Origin of the sequence: Brucella gallinifaecis (assembly GCF_006476605.1) — a bacterium.
Taxonomy (GTDB): Bacteria; Pseudomonadota; Alphaproteobacteria; order Rhizobiales; family Rhizobiaceae; genus Brucella; species Brucella gallinifaecis.
Window position 1 is genome coordinate 181,835 of record NZ_ML636804.1, and the last position, 18,717, is coordinate 200,551.

Consider the following 18,717-nt stretch of genomic DNA (forward strand, 5'->3'; position numbering starts at 1 on the left):
AACATAACCATGTCTTCTCACCCTGCACCGGTCAGAGCAGGGTGGCATTTCAGAAAACCGAGCGTCATTCCAGGCTTTGGACTGACCCTCGGTTTTAGTGTCGCCTATTTGACTCTGCTCATTCTCATTCCGCTCGCAGCGCTTGTTTTGCGTTCCACCGATGTTGGTTTTGCAGGTTTTTGGAAAATCGTCACAGATGCGCGTACGGTTGCAGCGCTTGAAACAAGCTTTGGCACCGCTTTCATCGCAGCTTTGGTCAATGTCGTCTTCGGGGTTATTCTTGCGTGGGTGCTGGTTCGCTATCGCTTTCCGGGACGCAGGCTCATCGATGCGATTGTCGATATTCCCTTTGCACTTCCCACCGCCGTTGCCGGTATCGCACTGGCGTCGATCTATGCACCCAATGGCTGGATAGGCAGCCTGCTTAAGCCTTTCGATATCCGCATAGCCTTTTCACGCGCTGGTATCGTGGTGGCGCTGATTTTTATCGGCCTGCCATTTGTGGTGCGCACGGTGCAGCCCATCATGGAGGAAATCAGCCGTGAGGTTGAGGAGGCGGCAGCCACCCTTGGCGCATCGCGTTTTCAAACCATCTGGCGTGTGCTGTTGCCAAGTCTTCAGCCAGCCATTCTTACGGGCTTCGCACTGGCTTTTGCGCGTGGTGTCGGTGAATATGGCTCGGTCATCTTCATTGCGGGCAATACGCCTTATGTGTCTGAAATCGCTCCGCTTTTGATCGTGATACGGTTGGAGGAATATGATTATGCCGGTGCAACCGCATTGGCCGCAGTCATGCTGGCGCTTTCATTTGCCATGTTGCTGTTCATCAATCTGATCCAGTCGTGGTCAAGAAAGAAGTATGGTTATGGCGTATAATGTTTCCACGCATAGTGCAGTGAGCGAAAGTCTGCTGACACGGATTATCCTGATTGGGGTGGCGCTCGCATTTCTGGCACTTTTTCTCATTCTTCCCGTTATTGCAGTTTTTGTCGAAGCCTTTCGCAAAGGCACCGGCGAATATCTGGCAGCCCTTGTTGAGCCGGATGCGCTTGCGGCGATCCGGTTGACCTTGCTGGTTGCTGCGATCTCTGTGCCCGTCAATCTGGTTTTTGGTGTGGCTGCGGCCTGGGCGATTGCGAAGTTTGAATTCAAGGGCAAGGCGCTTCTGACGACACTGATCGATTTGCCGTTTTCGGTGTCGCCGGTTATCTCCGGCCTTGTGTTTGTATTGCTGTTTGCAAGCCATGGTTTGCTCGGCCCATGGCTTGAAAGCTATAATATTCAAATTCTGTTTGCTGTGCCCGGTATTGTGCTGGCAACCTTGTTTGTGACATTTCCCTTTGTGGCGCGTGAACTGATCCCGCTGATGCAGGAGCAGGGAAGCGGCGACGAAGAGGCGGCTATTTCGCTCGGTGCGAATGGCTGGCAGACTTTCCGCTATGTCACATTGCCCAATATCAAATGGGGACTTCTTTACGGTGTGCTTCTTTGTAATGCGCGTGCCATGGGTGAATTTGGTGCGGTTTCCGTGGTGTCCGGGCATATTCGTGGCCTGACCAACACCATGCCGCTGCATGTCGAAATTCTCTATAATGAGTATAATTTTGTTGCAGCCTTTGCGGTGGCATCGCTTTTGGCACTGCTGGCTCTGGTCACTTTGGCGATCAAGGCATTTCTTGAGTTTCGTTATGGCGCTGAACTGGCTGGCAGTAACGGGCATTAACATTTAGAGCACATCCCGAAAAGTGGGAAGCCAATTTCGGAACAAGATGTACGTAAAAACAAATAGATAGAGCATTTTTAATGATTCAACTTAATCCAGAAATGCTCTAGATTAAATACAAGAGAATAAGCCGCCCGGATATATTGGCCCGTGGCGGCAGGGGAAAGGGTCTGGAATGGAAGTTCGTGTCGCCGGCGTGCGTAAAGAGTTTGCTCGCTTTCCGGCATTGCATAATGTGTCGCTGGACATTCGCTCATCCGAGTTGATTGCCTTGCTTGGGCCTTCCGGTTCCGGCAAGACCACTTTGCTGCGCCTTATTGCTGGTCTGGAAAAACCGACCGAAGGGGCCATTTATTTTGGCGATGAAGATGCTTCGCAAAAAAGCGTACAGGAACGTAATGTCGGTTTCGTCTTTCAGCATTATGCGCTGTTTCGCCATATGACAGTCGCCGATAATATCGGTTTTGGTCTCAAGGTTCGCCCGGGCCGCACCCGTCCGCAAAGCGCAGAAATTCGCCGCCGTGCACTTGAATTGCTTGATCTGGTGCAGTTGAAAGGGCTTGAAAACCGCTATCCATCACAGCTTTCGGGTGGTCAGCGCCAGCGCGTCGCCCTTGCTCGTGCCATGGCGATTGAGCCAAAGGTCTTGCTTCTTGATGAGCCTTTTGGTGCACTTGATGCACAGGTCCGCAAGGAATTGCGCCGCTGGTTGCGTGAAATTCATGACAAGACCGGCCATACGACTGTGTTTGTGACGCATGATCAGGATGAAGCGCTGGAACTGGCTGACCGCGTGGTGGTGATGAGTCAGGGGCGTATTGAGCAGATCGGCACGCCGGATGAAGTCTATGATAATCCCAATTCATCCTTTGTTTATGGCTTTATCGGTGAATCGAGCACGCTGCCGGTGCGCATTGAAAATGGCGAAGTCTGGCTTGCTGACCGCAATATCGGTCTCAATGTAAAGGATGTTGCTGACGGTGAAGCGCAGCTTTTCTTCCGCCCGCATGAGGTTGAACTGCTCGATGGTTGCGGCGGTTGTATCGCTGGCACAGTTGTTGCAAGCCGCCGGTCTGGTGGCAAGCGCCGTGTGGAGCTTGAAATTGGCGGTTCGCGTGAGCGCGTTGAAATCGAAATCCCTGCCGAGCATCCGGCACTGGAAAAAAGCCGTATCGCTTTCCGTCCACGCTATTGGAAAGTTTTTGGCCATGAAGACGCGCAAAACAAGCCAGATTTGCACCGCGAAGCTTCATAAATCGGTTTCACAGCATAGATAATCTCTCAAATATCATCCGCATCCTGACCGGGGTGCGGATGTTTTTGTAGGCGATACTGGTTTGCCTGCCTGCAAGTATCGCAATGAAGCTGTATTCTCTGCGGTATTATTTTTATTTTCAGTATGTTAGGGTCGTAGCTGCTGCACAATTCATAACGCAACATTACGATCGGGAAAGATTTGTGCGTTGCGATCTAAACGATTTGAATATCAGCACATTCTGTTGTCGCATTTTGGTCAAATGATACAGACATTGAGGAAATCGATTATGAATACTGTCGTTTTTCTGAATTGAAGCTCTAAATAGTATTCACTCGCCGCATTCAACTCATTCCTCCCGAAAGGCTGTTAAGGCACATGCCGGAATTGTCTTCTTCGCCGTTAAAATCATCCATTGTTGATCGCAAGGCTGCGGATCAGGTTCCGCCCGAGCAACCTTCTCCAATCCGCGCTCTTTATAAAAGCGAGGATGAGTTGCGCGAACTCGCAGCCTCTGTCGCGCGTGGGGATGAGCTGGCGCTGCCCGGCTATCAGTCGTTTGAATTTGATCAACGCCTGTCTGAAAATGGCAAGCTCATTCTGCATGCCTATCGTTCGTCAGATGCGGCATCGCGTGCGGGTGAAACCATCACACCCGCAGCCCAGTGGTTGCTCGATAACCACTATCAGGTTGACAAGACCGTCCAGCAGACCCGTCGGGATTTGCCGCGCAAGTTTATTCGCCAATTGCCAACCTATGCCGCGCAGAAAGACATGCCGCGCATTTTCGCGCTGGCCTGGCTTTATGTGGCGCATACGGACAGCAATTTTTCACTCAAATCCCTGAGCGCCCTTGTGCAGGGGTTCCAGAGCGTCGAGCCGCTCAAGATCGGTGAATTATGGGCGCTGCCTTCGGCTGTGCGCTATTTTCTGATTGAAAATGTGCGCCGCCTTGCGCTGCGCGTTGATCGCGCCCGCGACATGCGCAATCTCGCAAATACCGCTGCCGACCGCATCGTGACGGCTGCTGACGAGCAGGAACTGGAAACGGTTCTGGCGCAATATACGAAGGTGGCATGTGACAGCACTTTTGCCACGCATCTGCTCTATCGTTTGCGCAGTGCCTCCACTGATACCTCTGCCGCATCGAGCTGGCTTGAGCGGATTTTGGAGCAGGAAGGCAGCAATGCCGAGGATGCGATTGTCGAGGAACATGCCCGTCAGTCGACCGGCGGCGTGACCATGGGCAATGCGATCAGCAGCCTGAAACGTATTGATGATATTGACTGGGAAACATGGTTTGAAACCGTCAATGAGGTCGATGCGATCCTGCGCGATCACAGCGATTTCGAACTGCTCGATTTTCGTTCGCGCAATGCCTATCGTGTGACGATTGAAAAGCTGGCCCGCTTTTCAGATATGAGCGAAATCGATATTACCTGGGCAGCACTCAGACTTGCGGAGGAAAGCAGGAGCGATGAAACGCAGGCCGAAGGAAAAGGCTCGATAGCCTATTATCTTTCGGGCGATGGTCGCAAGGAGCTTGAGAAGCTTTGCTTCTATAAGGCGCCCTTTGGTACAAAAGTCCTGCGCTTTTATCGTGGGCTTGGGCTTTTGGGTCTTTTCATCCCGACTGCAATCTTCACGATCATTATTCTGACAATCGTGCATTACTGCATGATGAAAGCTGGCCTGTCGTCTGATCTGCGCATGCTCTTTACACTGCTTGCGCTTTTCCCGGCAATGGACGCTTCCTATTCACTGTTCAATGCGCTTGTCCCGCGCTTTGTTCAGCCAACCCGTCTGATCGGGTTTGAATATAAGGAAGGCTTGCCTGTGGAGGCACGCACGCTTGTTGCCGTGCCGACCCTGATCACCACGCGTGATTCCATCGATGAGCAGATCCGCAATCTTGAAGTCCATTATCTGACCAATCCGCGTGGCGAGATTTATTTTGCGCTGGTCAGCGACTGGACAGATGCACAGCAGGAAATCACGCCTGCTGATATGGAAATCTATGATTATGCTCGCGAAGAAATTGCCAGGCTCAATGAGCATTATACCGGCAATGATCAGCCGCGTTTCTTCCTGCTGCATCGCCGCAGGCTTTATAATGAAAAGCAGGGCTGCTGGATGGGCTGGGAGCGCAAGCGCGGCAAGCTGCATGAGCTGAACCTGCTTTTGCGTGGCGATCAGGATACCAGCTTTTTCCCTGCTGATGCACGCCTTCCAAAAGACATTAAATATGTGATGACGCTTGATGCGGATACACGCCTGACGCCGGAAGCTGTTACGCACCTTGTGGGCAAACTCAGCCATCCGCTCAACCGTCCTGTTTTCGACGAGAAGACTGGCCGGGTTGTGCGCGGTTATGGCATTTTGCAGCCGCGCGTTACGCCATCATTGACCACCGGCGATGAAGCCTCGTTCCTGCAACGTGTGTTCTCGGTCAATCGCGGCATTGATCCTTATGTCTTTGCAGTGTCCGATACCTATCAGGATCTGCTCGGAGAGGGCACCTTTACGGGCAAGGGCCTTTACGACATCGATGCTTTTGAAACGGCACTCAAAAACCGTGTGCCGGAAAATACCCTGCTCAGTCACGATCTGCTCGAGGGCGGCTATGCGCGTGCGGCCCTTGTCAGTGACGTGGAAATCGTTGAAGACTATCCGACCGGTTACAATGTTGACGTTTCGCGCCATCATCGCTGGGCGCGTGGTGACTGGCAGCTTCTGCCTTGGCTGTTTTCGACCAACCGGGGCGTCACAGCTGTTACCCGCTGGAAGATGGTTGATAATCTGCGCCGTTCGCTCAATCCGATCATGTGGTTGATTGCGTCGGTGATTGGCTGGAGCATCCTGCCTGTTGGTGTTGCTTCCGTCTGGCAGGTATTCCTGATTGTCAGCATGTTCGTTGCGCCAACTTTTGGCATTCTCACCAATCTCATTCCATCGAATATGGATTATTCGCTCAAAGGTCATGCCCAATCGGTATTGACCGATGTTGCGCTTGGCACCGCAGATGTTGCGCTGCGCACCACCTTCATTGCTCATTCGGCCTTCCTGATGGCTGATGCAATCGTGCGCACGATCTATCGTCTGTTCGTATCGCATCGCGATCTGCTCGAATGGAAGACGGCAGCGCAGGCAAAATCATCGCCGGATACGCTGCTTTATTATTTCCAGCTCATGTGGCCGGCCATGGTCATTGCGGCACTTGCAATTTTCATCCCGCTTGGTGCGAATAGCCATGCGGCCCTGATTGCGGCCCCTTTTGCTGTGATCTGGTTTGCATCTCCTCTGGTTGCATGGCTTGTCAGTCGATCGGCCAAGCCCCAGGATACGCTGGAAGTTCTCTCCTCCGACAAGGCGGATCTTCGCCGCTATGCGCGGCGTACATGGCGTTATTTTGCCGAATTCACAAATGAAGAAAACAACCATTTGCCGCCGGATAATTTTCAGGAAGACCCGGCGCCGATTGTTGCCCAGCGCACTTCGCCAACCAATATCGGTGTTTATGTTCTCTCGGTTATTGCGGCGCGTGATTTCGGCTGGATCGGCTTTGATGAAACGCTGGAGCGCATTCAAAAGACCATCACCACGCTTGAAAAGATGGAGAAATATCAGGGCCATCTCTACAACTGGTATGAAACAAATACGCTGGCGCCAATGCATCCGCTTTATGTTTCTGCGGTCGATAGTGGTAATCTTGCCGGCCATCTCGTAACCCTTTCTTCTGCGCTCGAAGAATGGGCGGAAGCACCAAGTGTCTATCTTCAGGCCGATCTCGACGGTATTCTCGACGTCAATGATATTCTTGAGGAAAGCATTGCGCAGATACCCGATGACCGGCGTATCCTGCGTCCGCTGCGCCGCCGTCTGGAAGAGCGGATTGCCAATTTCCGCCGTGCCGTGCGCACCATCAAGGAAGAGCCGGAATCCGCATCTTTCCGCACGATCAATCTGTCACTCTTTGCCACAGATATTGTGCGCTTGATGGAAGAACTCGATAGCGAGATTGAAACTCCGCTCAGTGCTGAAGCCAGGGAATGGGCCAATATTCTGGTCGATACCTGCAAGGCACATACGGATGATTCCGTTGGCGAGCACAATACGGAAGAGCTGCGCGAGCGTTTGCAGGATCTGGCCGGGCGCTCGCGCCAACTGGCCTTTGATATGCAGTTCGGCTTTCTTGAACGTAAAGAACGCCGCCTTCTTTCCATCGGTTTCCGTGTTCAGGAAAATGAACTCGATGAAAGCTGCTATGATCTTCTGGCGTCCGAAGCCCGCCTTGCCAGCTTGTTTGCGATTGCCAAGGGTGATGTGCCGGTAGAGCATTGGTTCAAGCTTGGGCGTCTATTGGTGCCGGTAGGCTGGAAGGGCGCTTTGCTTTCCTGGTCCGGCTCGATGTTTGAATATCTTATGCCGCCGCTGGTCATGTCCGAACCGCTTGGCTCATTACTCGACCAGACCAACAAGCTCGTGGTGCAGCGTCAGATTGATTATGCGACCTCGCGCGGCCTGCCATGGGGCATTTCGGAAGCGGCATTCAATGCGCGTGATGCGCATATGAATTATCAATATTCCAATTTTGGTGTGCCAAATCTCGGTCTTCAGCGTGGTCTGTCGCGTAATGCGGTCATTGCGCCCTATGCAAGCCTGCTTGCCGCGCAATATCAGCCAGCCGCAGCAGTGGCCAATCTCAAACGTCTGGCAAAGCTTGGTGCGCTGGGCCGCTATGGTTTCCACGATTCGGTGGATTTTACCCCTTCGCGTGTTCGTGAAGGTGAAACCTGTGCCGTTGTGAAAAACTATTATGCCCATCATCATGGCATGTCGATTATCGCGGTCAATAACGTGATTTTTGAAGGCCGTATGCGTGAGCGTTTCCATTCCGATCCGGTGATTGAAGCGGCAGAATTGCTGTTGCAGGAAAAGGCACCGCGCGAAATCCCGATGATCTACGCCAAGACGGAAAATCCGATGCGCGTGGATTCAGGCGGCTTTGACGATGCGCCAATGCGCATTATCGATGTGCCTTTCAAGGCACCGCGCACCACCCATATGATGTCCAATGGTCAATATGCGCTGATGGTCACGGCCAATGGTTCGGGTTACAGCCGCTGGCACAATTGGGACATTACCCGTTTCCATGCCGATGCAACGGAAGACCTGCAAGGCAGTTTCCTGTTCCTGCGCGACATGGAAAGTGGTTACTGGTGGTCTGCAACCGGTGAGCCAGTGCGCAATCCTGACGAAGAAACCAAGACGGTGTTCACCGAAGACAAGGCGGAATTTTACAAGACTGCCGGTGATATCAAGACCGTCATGGAAGTGATTGTGTCCTCAGAGTCCGATGGTGAAGGCCGCAGGCTTGATATTATCAACACCTCTGCGCGTGATCGGGTCATTGAAGTGACCTCCTATTGCGAACTGGTGCTGACGGATAGTGACAGCGATGCTGCGCATCCGGCATTCGCCAAGATGTTTGTGGAGACGGAAATTGCGGATAATGGCTCGACCATTTATGCCAAGCGCCGCAAGCGGGCGCCGTCTGACCCGGATATTCACGTCGCTCATTTCGTGACCGACCTGTCCGGTTCGATCCGCGAAACAGAAGTCGAAACCGATCGCCGTGCTTTTATCGGTCGTGGTCGTTCGCTGCGTGACGCGAGCGCCTTTGATGAAGGTGCGACCTTTACCGGCTCTCAGGGTTGTGTGCTTGATCCGATTGCATCGGTGCGCACGCGGGTCCGTGTTCCGGCGCACAAGAAAGTGAGCCTTGTTTTCTGGACCTTTGCAGGCGGCAGCCGTGATGCGGTGGAACATGCTGTTGCAACCCATCGTCATCCTGAAACTTTTGTTCGTGAATATTCGCTGTCATGGACCAGCTCGCAGGTAGAACTCTATCATATCGGCATCAAGCCTGCGGAAGCAGCCGATTATCAGAAGGTTGCGGCCTATCTGCTTTATCCAGAGCGGACCATGCGCCAGCCGCCGGAAACCATTGCGGCAGGTCTTGGCAAACAGTCCAATCTCTGGCCAATGTCAATCTCGGGCGACTATCCGATCTTTGCATTGCGCATTGATAATGAAGCCGATCTCGATGTGTTGCGTGGCGTGCTGCGTGCGCAGGAATACTGGCGCAGCAAGGGCTTGACGGTGGATGTGGTCGCGGTCAATGAACGCGCCTTCTCCTATGCGCAGGATACGCAGCGTGCGATTGACTGGATCATTGAGGGCTTCCGTGCCCGCGGTGGTGATCAGCCGCATATTTTTGCTGTTCGTCGTGATCAGATGAGCGAGGAAAGCTACAACACCTTGCTTGCTTCTGCCCGTATTGTCATGCATGCGCAGAATGGCTCGCTGGCTGAACAGCTTCGCCGCAGTGAAGAACTCACCGTGGATATTGCTGCTCGCAGTGATGGCAAGACACCGGCGTCGCAACAAGGGCTTGGTGCTGCGGGTCTTGCGCCGGCAACGATTGAGCGCGGCAACGAAGAACGCCGTCTGGTCGCCAGGCCAAAACCTGTCACACGTCCTGCCCCGACCGGTGATGATCTAAGATTCTGGAACGGCTATGGTGGTTTTGCTGAAGATGGCAGCTATGTTGTGCGTATCAATAATCGCACAACCACGCCGCATCCATGGATCAATGTGATCGCCAATCCGAATTTTGGCTTCCATGTCTCGGCAGAAGGCTCGGCTTTCACCTGGGCGGGTAACAGCCGTGATTATCAGCTCACCCCTTGGGCCAATGATCCTGTCACCAACCGTCCGGGAGAGGCGATCTATATTCTCGACCGCGAAACGGGACGCAGCTTTGCCCCAACGGCCAATGTATTGCGCGATGAGGCCGTGACCTATGAAGCACGGCACAGCCATGGCTACAGCACATTTGCCGCCCAGCATGGTGAACTGGCACTGGAGTTGACGCATATTGTCGATGCGGAAAAGCCGGTTCGTCTTTCACGCCTCAAAATCACCAATATGGGCCGTTCCAGGCGCAAGCTGCGGGTCTATGGCTATGTGGAATGGGTGCTTGGCAATGCCCGCTCGAAGAATGTGCCGTTCATCGTGCCATCGCAGGATGAAGAACTGGGTGCACTCTTTGCCGGCAATCCCTATCACCCTGATAAGTCCGCTCAGGTAGCTTTCTTTGCAGCATCCGAAAAGCCGCAATCTGTAACGGCAGACCGTGGTGAGTTTATCGGCTCAACCGGCTCGGTGGATCGTCCTGAAGTCGTGCTTGGTGGCAAAGCACTGTCCAACACGGTCGAAGCCGGGCGTGATCCCTGTGCAGCACTCGCAATCGATGTTGAAGTTGGTCCGGGCGAAAGCCGCGAAATGGTGTTCCTGCTTGGTAATGCAGTTGATCAACAGCAGGCAAAGGCGCTGGTTACAGAAAGCCGCAAGGCTTCCTTTGATAAAAAGCTCAATGCCGTGCGCAAACATTGGGAAGGCCTGTTCAATCGTGTACAGGTCAAGACGCCTGATCCGGCATTTGATCTTCTGATCAATGGCTGGCTGCCCTATCAGGCAATTGCCTGCCGTATCTGGGCGCGTGCAGCCTTCTATCAGGCCAGCGGTGCTTTCGGCTTCCGCGACCAGTTGCAGGATACGCTGTCGCTCTTGCTGATTGATCCGTCACTGGCGCGCGCACAGATACTTAATGCCGCTTCGCGTCAGTTCCCGGAAGGGGACGTCCAGCATTGGTGGTTGCCTGCAACAGGTGCAGGCGTTCGTACGCTGATTTCCGATGATGTTGTCTGGCTTGGCTATGGCACTTCGCTTTATGTGCAAACCACTGGCGATCATGCAATCCTCGACGAAAAACTGGCGTTCCTGAAAGGACGTGCGCTGGATGAGGGCGAACATGACGCCTTCTTTGAACCGGAAATTTCCGATCAAACCGTGAGCCTCTATGAGCATTGTGCTCTGGCACTTGATCTGGCGATCAAGCGCACGGGTAAGCACGGTCTGCCCTTGATGCTTGGTGGTGACTGGAACGACGGCATGAACCTTGTCGGTGTGAAGGGCGAGGGTGAGAGCGTGTGGCTTGGCTGGTTCCTCGCCTATACATTGCGTCAGTTCATTCCGATTGCGCAATCGCGCAAGGATGATCGTGTAAAAGCATGGACTGCGCATCTTGAAAGCCTGACCAAAGCGCTCGATCGCGATGGCTGGGATGGCGAATGGTATCGCCGTGGCTTCTTTGACAATGGTTCGCCGCTTGGCTCGAAAGACAGCGACGAATGCCAGATCGATGCGATTGCGCAATCGTGGAGTGTGCTGTCCGGCGTTGCCGATCCAAAGCGTTCGCAACAGGCAATGGAGTCGCTTGAAAAGCACCTGCTTGACGATCAGGGTGAATTGCTGCGGCTCTTCACACCACCTTTCGACAAGACGGTTCAGGAGCCGGGTTATATCAAGGGCTATCCGCCGGGTGTCCGTGAGAATGGCGGTCAATATACCCATGGTGCAACCTGGGCAATTCTGGCACTTGCCCGCATGGGCAAAAATGCGGAAGCTTGGAAGCTGTTCTCACTGATCAGCCCGGTTAATCACGGTCGCAATCCGGATATTTACCGCGTTGAACCCTATGTGATTGCAGCCGATATTTATTCGGTCGAGCCGCGTCGCGGACAGGGTGGCTGGACATGGTATACGGGCTCTGCCGGCTGGTTTTATCGTGTGGCGACTGAAGGTATTTTGGGCATTACCAAACATGGTGATCGCCTGCATCTTGACCCGGCGCTGCCGCCGCAATGGGATGGCTATGAAGCGGAACTTCGTTTCGGCGAAGCGCTCTATCGTGTGAAGGTTGTGGCTGGCGCCAGGACTAGGGTCGTCAAGCTCAATGGTCGCAAGCTGGGCAAACCGGATGAAGGCGTGCCGATAAAAACCGATGGTGAACATGAAATTATAGTAGAGCTTCCCAAATCTGAATGAAGCATTTAAAAAGGCGGGTGAAAACCCGCCTTTCTTTTTGCTGCATTCGCTTTTGCGGTGCTTGCAGCATATGCTCATGCAATGGAGGCCGCTATGGCCAAAACCGATATCGCGCGGCGCGTCTTTAACCACGCATGGAAGCTCGATCCTATTGTCCGCAGTCTGCTGGATACGGATTTTTACAAGCTTCTGATGTTGCAGATGATCTGGGGGCTTTACCCCAAGGTAGATGCGACCTTCTCGCTCATCAACCGCACGACATCGGTGCGGCTTGCCGATGAGATTGATGAAGGCGAATTGCGTGCGCAGCTTGATCATGCACGCACATTGCGTTTCACCAAAAAAGAAATGATCTGGCTGGCGGGTAACAGTTTTTATGGCCGCAAGCAGATTTTTCAGCCCGAGTTTCTTCAATGGCTGCATGATTTTCAACTGCCGGAATATGAATTGAACCGCAAGGATGGCCAGTATGAGCTAAATTTCCATGGTCCGTGGTCTCACACGACCATGTGGGAAATTCCGGCTCTTGCCATTATCAATGAGCTTCGTTCGCGTGCTGCGATGAAAAGCCTCGGGCCGTTTTCGCTCGATGTGCTTTATGCCCGTGCCAAGGCCAAGATGTGGAGCAAGGTCGAGCGGCTGCGCGAATTGCCTGATCTCAAGATTTCAGATTTTGGTACGCGTCGTCGCCATTCTTTCCTGTGGCAGCGCTGGTGCGTGGAAGCCTTGAAAGAGGGTATCGGTTCAGCTTTTACCGGCACCAGCAATGTGCTTCTGGCGATGGATAATGATCTTGAAGCGCTTGGCACCAATGCGCATGAATTGCCGATGGTGCTGGCAGCGCTTGCCAATACAGATGAAGAGCTGCGTTCTGCACCCTATCGCGTGCTACAGGACTGGAACCGCTATTATGGCGGCAATCTTCTTATCGTTCTGCCCGATGCCTTTGGCACGGCTGCTTTCCTGCGCAATGCGCCGGACTGGGTTGCTGACTGGACCGGCTTCCGCCCCGACAGCGCTCCGCCGATTGAAGGCGGAGAACGTATTATTGAATGGTGGAAATCACGCGGCAAGGACCCACGCGAAAAGCTTTTGATTTTCTCCGATGCGCTCGATGTCGATACGATTGAGGAAACCTATCGCCACTTTGAAGGACGAGTGCGCATGAGCTTTGGCTGGGGCACCAACTTGACCAATGACTTTGCCGGTTGTGCACCGACAACGATCCATGGCCTGAAAGCCATATCGCTGGTTTGCAAGGTGATTGATGCCAATGGTCGTCCGGCAGTCAAGCTTTCGGATAATCCGCAGAAGGCAACTGGCGATCCGAAGGAAGTCGAGCGCTATCTCAAATTCTTCGGCAATGAAGAACGTGTGGAGCAACTCGTCAAGGTTTGACGAGTTGCATTTTACTATTCCATCAGCCGCGCAGTACCGGACAGGCGGATAGGCTCGCCGCGTATATGGCCAATCTCTGCATGTAGATGGCAGGGGATTCCCATATCTTCGCCCTGAAATACTTCGATAGAGCCTTCATGCGGCCAAGCAATATCGCGCAGGTAAGCGGCAAAGGCGGCAGTCGAGGCACCTGTCGCAGGATCTTCATAGACACCACCTGATGCAAATGGGTTGCGGCTGTGAAAACGCCTTGGCGTTTCAGCATAAACCAGCAGGATTGTGGTCCAGCCCTGACGGTTCATCAAGACCCGACCACGTTGCAGATCATAATGCATGGCTGCAAGTTTCTCGCGTGAACGCAAAGCCAGCACGATATGATCAGCCCCGGCATGAATCAGCGCAGGTGGAATATTCGGAGCCAGATCGTCTTTTTCATAGTTGAACAATGCAAGCGCCTGCTCAATCTCGATTTCAGATGCGGCACGATTGCGGGTTGCTGGCGATTGCAGGCTGGCGGCAAAAAGATCGCCTTCTTTTCGGCCTTTCACGCTGATTTCAGCATTGTTGAGTTTGAGTGCAAAATGCCCGTCACCTTCGCGCATGGCGAGGGCTGCGCCAAGCGCAATGGTCGCATGGCCGCAAAACGGAATTTCTGTTTCCGGTGCAAAATAGCGCACACGAAAACCTCCCGCTTCCGGCGTGGCAAAGGCCGTTTCCGAAAAACCCACATCCTTGGCAATCTTCTGCATGTCCTCGCTTGAGGGCATTTTTTCAGAAATCAGTACACCGGCTGGATTACCACCCTGATTGCCTTGCGAGAAGGCAGCTATACGCAAGACGTCCAATGATTGTCCCTCGCTTGATTTCGATTCTCTGTCGTCCTTGTTCAATAGAAGGCGCTAAATAAGACAGGTCAAGGGCGAGGGACTGTCCGTTCACACACAAGTTCTAATTGGGGGTGGATCTAGGGTCTTGACCCTAATCTTTCATTTCCACCGCCCATGGCGGATTGGCGCCTGCGCGTGAAACTGTGACTGCCGCAGCACGAACGCCAAGCGCCACGGCTGCATGTATCTGATCTTCATTGAGTTGAGCGATCGCCTGCTTGTTCAACAGACGATCAGCATTGAGGCTTGCAAGAATCCCCGCATTGACAGTATCGCCCGCGCCAACCGTATCGATCACATCGACCCTCACGCCCGGCACGCGAACGGTGGCATTTGCGCTATAGGCATCAGCTCCATGCGCCCCTTTGGTAATGACAATCAGCTTCGGCCCAAGCTTGAGCCATCGCGCGGCAATCGCGTCATGACTGCCAGTTTCGCCGAACCAGTCGAGATCTTCATCCGAGAGTTTCACAATATCTGAAAGCGCGATCATGCGCTTCATGCGGGCAAGATGTTTTTCGCGGTCGGTAATAAAGCTTGAGCGAATATTCGGATCGAGGAACATGACACGGCTCTTGGCCTCACGTTTCATCAGTGCCTCATAAACGCTGCCACAAGGCTCGGAAATCAGACTGATACAGCCAAACAGCATGGCTTTTATTGTATCATCAATCGGCGGGATATCGCTTTGCGATAGCATCCGCAGTGCTGTGTTTTCATCATAAAAAGCATAGCGTGCCTGCCCATCAATGAGGCGGACAAAAGCCAACGTTGTCGGACGATCCGAGGTGGCTGAGAAAGAATAATCGACATTGGATCGTGCGAGCGTATCACGCAGCACATCGCCGAAAAAATCGGACGACAGCCCTGAGAAGAACCCGGTCGGGACATTCAGGCGTCCAAGCGCTATTGCCGAGTTGAAAACCGATCCACCGGCAAGCGGTAAAAATGCCGTCTCACCATTCGCGGTTTCGCGTGGCAGCATGTCGATCAGAGCTTCGCCGCAACAAAGGATCATGGATAACCCGACTTTCAATCAAACGTGTTGGCCGCCATTGATGTGGATTTCTGCCCCCGTCACATAGGATGAAGCTTCGGAGCAAAGATAATAGATGGTTTCTGCCACTTCCGAAGTTTTGCCAAGCCGACGCATCGGCAATTGCTCAACCAGCTTTTCTGTTCCGGGAGACAATATGGCCGTATCGATTTCGCCGGGAGCAATCGCATTGACGCGAATACCATGGGGGCCAAAATCCGATGCCATTTCGCGGGTGAGGGCCGCCAGCGCTGCCTTGGAGGTTGCATAGGCTGTACCGGCAAATGGATGCACGCGGCTTCCGGCAATCGAGGTCACATTGACAACAGAACCCTGCGCAGCTTCCAGTTCCTTGAACAGACCACGCGCCAGCATGATCGGCGCCATGAAATTCACCTGAAACACATCGCGCCAGACGGCCATCGGGGTTTCGATTGAATTGAGGCGGCGTCCACCTTCTGCTTTTGGCGAAATACCGGCATTATTGACAAGCGCGTGCAGCTTGCTGCCATTCGCTTCCAGTCTGCGGCGAATTTCGGCAATGGCCTTGCCGATATCTTCCTGATCGGCAAGATCGACCTTGATGTGATCTTCCGGTCCTGCTGGCCAGGGGCAATTTTCGGCAAAGTCCTGCCGCGAACAGGTGATGACACGCCAGCCAGCACGTGAAAAACGTTTGACTGTCGCATGACCGATGCCACGGCTTGCACCCGTCAAAACCAGTGTTTTACGCTCTGCATCTGGATTGGGAGCTTCAGACCGGGCTGCATCTGTTTGGGAAATTGTGGACATGAAAACCTCACTCTCAATCCTTGAATAAACTAAGCCGCTCAGGATTTCGAGCAGATTTAACGGATGGCACCGCTAGCTGCTTCACTTGATCGCGATGAGGGCCGATATGTCACCGGCCCCGAACCTGGCTTCCCGAACTCATCTGCCCGAATCTATCTTATTGCGTATTTCCCATGATAATATCGAGAAGCGTTGTGGAGTCCCGGTTTTGCTGCGGCGGAGCACCATTACCATTGAGCGGATAGTTGGCAGATACGCCCGTTTGTTGCCCTTGCTGAACGTTGTTGCGGGCAGGGGAATCAGGTGCCGGTGGCCAGTAACCATCATCATCATTGCCAGCCAGCGGCTGTTCTCCATAGCCACCCTGCGGGAGCATACCCGGTTCATAAGGAATGTTCGGGTCAATACCATCGCTGCCGCCGGGTATGATATTTTGGATATCGTAATGGCCGGGAAGCTCTGCAACAGGGACGCCCTTATGCGCTTCTTTCATATAGGCTTTCCATGCGTTGACGGGAAGCGTTGAGCCGAATACGCGTTTCATGCCCTTGCCGTCATCATTGCCAAACCACACACCAGTGGTGAGGTTGGCGGTGTAGCCTATAAACCATGCATCGCGAAAATTCTGGCTGGTGCCGGTTTTGCCAGCTGCTGGCCAGCCAAAAGCCGCGCGTTTTGCGGTGCCGTCTTCCACTGTTTTGCGAAGCATGGCATTCATCATGCCGACATTGCGATCATCAATCACCCGCGGTCCGATGCTGTCTTCACGCTGATAAAGAACCTTGCCTTCAGAATCGGTAATTCTGGTGATGAAATAAACCGGCGCACGATAGCCGCCATTGGCAAAAGGCACATAGGCATCGGTCAGTTCCAGAAGAGATACTTCTGATGTTCCAAGTGCCAGTGACGCATTGGGTTCGAGCTTTGACTGCACACCAAGGCGATGTGCAGTATCGATCACAGTCTGCGGGCCGACCTCCATTACAAGCTGGGCCGAAACAGAATTGAGCGAGTGGGAAAGGGCTGTCGCAAGCGTCACTTCGCCCATATATTTGCCATTGTCGTTGCTTGGCGTCCATTTACCGATCCGCACCGGCGCATCATTGCGCACAGAATCGGGCGTGCGTCCCTGCTCCAGAGCGCTGAGATAAACGAACGGCTTGAAGGATGAGGCTGGCTGGCGGCGTGCGTCGGTCACGCGGTCAAACTGGCTGGCTGCATAATCATAACCGCCAACCAATGCGCGCACTGCTCCCGTTCCATCGATGGAAACGAGCGCCCCCTGGGTGACATTCATCTTCTTTCCATTTGCGGAAATCTGGTCTTTGATTGCTTCTTCACCTGCGTGCTGAAGATTAAGATCAACCGTTGTTTCAACGGTGATATCTGTCTTTGTCTCGCCAATCAGCGCCGGAATTTCAGCAACCACACGATCAGCGAAATAGTTTTCAGAACCCTGCCAGTAAGAGGCTGCCCGTGTCGGTGGTTCGCTTTCTGCAATCGCCACCTGACGGTCATCAATCATGCCTTCTTCACGCATGGCGCCGAGCACCAGCTTCGCACGCGCACTCGCGGCTTCCGGGTTGCGTGCCGGTGACAGGCGTGAAGGCGCCTTGAGAAGGCCTGCAAGGGTCGCGGCCTCCATCAGGTTCACGTCTTTGGCCGATTTGTTGAAATAGCGGCGTGACGCAGCATCCACACCATAGGCGCCCGAACCAAGATAAACACGGTTCAGATACATCTCCAATATCTGTTCTTTAGTGTATTTATGTTCAAGCCAGAGGGCGAGCATCACTTCTTGCACTTTGCGTTCCAATGTACGTTCCGGTGACAGAAACAGGTTTTTGGCAAGCTGTTGCGTGAGCGTCGAGCCGCCCTGAACAGCACGGCCAGATGCAATATTGGTAACAATTGCACGCGCAAGTCCGATTGGATCAATGCCGAAATGCGACATGAAGCGGCGATCTTCAATGGCCATGACTGCTTGCGGGATAAAAGGCGACATTTCGTGCAGCCCGACAGCCTGGCCGCCGGTGGTGCCGCGATTGGCAATCAGATTGCCCTGTACATCGACAATTCGCACATTGGGTGGACGATCTGGAATAGCCCAGTCAGTTGTCGGCGGCATTTTGGCGGCGAAATAGACAAGCATACCGGCAAATGCAATGCCGCCCCAAAGACCGAGCACAAGACACCAGTAAAAGCTGCGGCGAATAAAGCCAAAAACACCAGTGCGTTTTTTAGGCTTGCGGCGTGAGCCGCGTGGCTGGCGTTCTTTCGGCTGCCTGGCTTTGCGTTGCGTTCTGGCCATGCGATCCTCTTCATCGACGCGAAACACGTCTTCTTCCTTTTCCTTTGGTTTTCCAAAAGAAGGTTCGATCCGTCCGTTTCTACCGTCTCGCGATGCCATGTTTTCTTAAATCCACCCGCCTGCATATTTTTTAAGTTCTTTATCGCCTGAAGTGTAAATGCGGCAGTTTAAAGGGGCGTAAACTCAGCATTCACAAAAAAAGCCCCCATTTGGGGGCTTTATATACAGTCTCGGATTATTCACCGCGACAGAGATATCTGGACCTTCTCCATGTCGATAAAAGCAAATCCTATTGAGAAAATTTTATCTCATCGCGCAAGTGCCTGTTCGATAATTTCAAGCTCTCGGCAATCAATAAAATAT

General features: G+C 53.3%; 9 protein-coding genes. 5 read left to right on the forward strand and 4 right to left on the reverse strand.

Annotation, left to right across the window (positions count from 1 at the left end):
* The first annotated feature begins 9 nt into the window (after positions 1 to 9).
* The 5 genes from cysT to pncB all read left to right on the forward strand — a co-directional run bounded on the left by cysT (position 10) and on the right by pncB (position 13,328).
* Positions 10 to 876 (forward strand): sulfate ABC transporter permease subunit CysT, encoded by an 867-nt coding sequence (gene cysT / locus FHY56_RS09220; RefSeq protein WP_140904869.1) that lies wholly within the window; start codon positions 10 to 12, stop codon positions 874 to 876.
* Positions 866 to 1,723: a sulfate ABC transporter permease subunit CysW gene (gene cysW, locus FHY56_RS09225; protein ID WP_407920996.1), complete on the forward strand. Its 858-nt coding sequence runs from the start codon at positions 866 to 868 to the stop codon at positions 1,721 to 1,723. The genes cysT and cysW overlap by 11 nt, the downstream gene beginning before the upstream one ends.
* 175 nt (positions 1,724 to 1,898) lie before the next feature.
* Positions 1,899 to 2,978, forward strand: a complete 1,080-nt coding sequence (locus FHY56_RS09230; RefSeq protein WP_140904871.1) for a sulfate/molybdate ABC transporter ATP-binding protein — start codon at positions 1,899 to 1,901, stop codon at positions 2,976 to 2,978.
* Between the two features lie 378 nt (positions 2,979 to 3,356).
* The gene (locus FHY56_RS09235) at positions 3,357 to 11,930 is read left to right on the forward strand and encodes a glycoside hydrolase family 94 protein (RefSeq protein WP_140904872.1); all 8,574 of its coding nucleotides are present in this window, start codon (positions 3,357 to 3,359) and stop codon (positions 11,928 to 11,930) included.
* 93 nt (positions 11,931 to 12,023) lie between these two features.
* A complete protein-coding gene (gene pncB / locus FHY56_RS09240; protein ID WP_140904873.1) occupies positions 12,024 to 13,328 on the forward strand; it encodes a nicotinate phosphoribosyltransferase in 1,305 nt (434 codons plus the stop codon).
* Between the two features lie 14 nt (positions 13,329 to 13,342).
* Here pncB and FHY56_RS09245 read toward each other — a convergent pair whose 3' ends face one another.
* The 4 genes from FHY56_RS09245 to FHY56_RS09260 all read right to left on the reverse strand — a co-directional run bounded on the left by FHY56_RS09245 (position 13,343) and on the right by FHY56_RS09260 (position 18,453).
* On the reverse strand, positions 13,343 to 14,173 hold the full coding sequence (locus FHY56_RS09245; RefSeq protein WP_140904874.1) for a PhzF family phenazine biosynthesis protein: 831 nt from the start codon (positions 14,171 to 14,173) through the stop codon (positions 13,343 to 13,345).
* 133 nt (positions 14,174 to 14,306) lie between these two features.
* Complete coding sequence (locus FHY56_RS09250) at positions 14,307 to 15,233, reverse strand: carbohydrate kinase family protein (RefSeq protein WP_140904875.1); 927 nt, start codon at positions 15,231 to 15,233, stop codon at positions 14,307 to 14,309.
* Between the two features lie 18 nt (positions 15,234 to 15,251).
* Entirely contained in the window at positions 15,252 to 16,043 is a 792-nt protein-coding gene (locus FHY56_RS09255; protein ID WP_140904876.1) for an SDR family NAD(P)-dependent oxidoreductase, read from the reverse strand.
* A 157-nt stretch (positions 16,044 to 16,200) separates the two neighbouring features.
* The gene (locus tag FHY56_RS09260) at positions 16,201 to 18,453 is read right to left on the reverse strand and encodes a transglycosylase domain-containing protein (protein ID WP_140904877.1); all 2,253 of its coding nucleotides are present in this window, start codon (positions 18,451 to 18,453) and stop codon (positions 16,201 to 16,203) included.
* Between the last annotated feature and the right edge of the window lie 264 nt (positions 18,454 to 18,717).

What these genes read in the sequence shown, in the direction of transcription:
- cysW (WP_407920996.1), top strand. Translation starts at nt 866, where the DNA reads ATGGCGTATAATGTTTCCACGCATAGTGCAGTGAGCGAAAGTCTGCTG.
- cysT (WP_140904869.1), top strand. Translation starts at nt 10, where the DNA reads ATGTCTTCTCACCCTGCACCGGTCAGAGCAGGGTGGCATTTCAGAAAA.
- FHY56_RS09260 (WP_140904877.1), bottom strand. Translation starts at nt 18,453, where the DNA reads ATGGCATCGCGAGACGGTAGAAACGGACGGATCGAACCTTCTTTTGGA.
- pncB (WP_140904873.1), top strand. Translation starts at nt 12,024, where the DNA reads ATGGCCAAAACCGATATCGCGCGGCGCGTCTTTAACCACGCATGGAAG.
- FHY56_RS09255 (WP_140904876.1), bottom strand. Translation starts at nt 16,043, where the DNA reads ATGTCCACAATTTCCCAAACAGATGCAGCCCGGTCTGAAGCTCCCAAT.
- FHY56_RS09230 (WP_140904871.1), top strand. Translation starts at nt 1,899, where the DNA reads ATGGAAGTTCGTGTCGCCGGCGTGCGTAAAGAGTTTGCTCGCTTTCCG.
- FHY56_RS09235 (WP_140904872.1), top strand. Translation starts at nt 3,357, where the DNA reads ATGCCGGAATTGTCTTCTTCGCCGTTAAAATCATCCATTGTTGATCGC.
- FHY56_RS09250 (WP_140904875.1), bottom strand. Translation starts at nt 15,233, where the DNA reads ATGATCCTTTGTTGCGGCGAAGCTCTGATCGACATGCTGCCACGCGAA.